The sequence below is a fragment of the Nonomuraea corallina genome, from assembly GCF_027620315.1.
GTDB lineage: Bacteria > Actinomycetota > Actinomycetes > Streptosporangiales > Streptosporangiaceae > Nonomuraea > Nonomuraea corallina.
In genome coordinates this window covers 1-962 of the sequence record NZ_JAPNNL010000353.1, presented here as the reverse complement: position 1 = coordinate 962, position 962 = coordinate 1, and the positions used below count along the sequence as shown (strand labels likewise).

1 pseudogene is annotated in these 962 nt (G+C 63.2%); it reads right to left on the bottom strand.

Features of this window, described 5'->3' with window-relative positions:
• Positions 1-947, bottom strand: a pseudogene (locus OUY22_RS36660) (DNA-directed RNA polymerase subunit beta); the annotation flags it as partial.
• Between the last annotated feature and the right edge of the window lie 15 nt (positions 948-962).

Below are 962 nucleotides of genomic sequence, written 5' to 3'. Positions count from 1 at the left end.
TCGGTCAGCGTGCCCTGGGTGATGTCGGCGCCGACGCCCAGCTTCTTGTTGATCTTGTAACGGCCGACCTTCGCCAGGTCGTACCGCTTGGGGTTGAAGTACAGATTCTCCAGCAGGGTCTGCGCCGACTCCTTGGTCGGCGGCTCACCCGGCCGCAGCTTGCGGTAGATGTCCAGCAGCGCGTCATCCTGACCCGCGGTGTGGTCCTTCTCCAGCGTGGCCCGCATCGACTCGTACTGGCCGAACCGCTCCAGAATCTGCTCGCTGGTCCACCCCAGCGCCTTCAGCAGCACCGTGACGGCCTGCTTGCGCTTACGGTCGATGCGCACACCGACGCTGTCGCGCTTGTCGATCTCGAACTCCAGCCAGGCGCCCCGCGACGGGATCACCTTGCAGCCGAACAGATCCTTGTCGGAGGTCTTGTCGACACTGCGGTCGAAATACACCCCCGGCGAACGCACCAGCTGCGAGACCACGACCCGCTCGGTGCCGTTGATGATGAACGTGCCCTTCGGCGTCATGAGCGGGAAATCCCCCATGAACACCGTCTGGCTCTTGATCTCACCCGTGGTGTTATTGATGAACTCCGCCGTCACGAACATCGGGGCGGAGAAGGTCATGTCCTTGTCTTTGCACTCATCGACTGAGTACTTGGGCGGCTCGAACCGGTGATCGCGGAACGACAAGGACATGGTCCCCGAGAAGTCCTCGATGGGACTGATCTCTTCGAAGATCTCTTCGAGGCCCGACTGGGTCGGGACGTCCTTGCGCCCGGCCTGGCGAGCCGCCTCGACCCGGGCCTTCCACTTCTCGTTGCCCAGCAACCAGTCGAACGACTCGGTCTGCAGGGCGAGAAGGTCAGGAACTTCGAGCGGCTCCTGGATACGCGAAAAAGAGACGCGACGGGGACCGGCGGGTACGGCGGAGGCGTTGCGCGAGGCTGCCAACAGATGTCCTTCCGA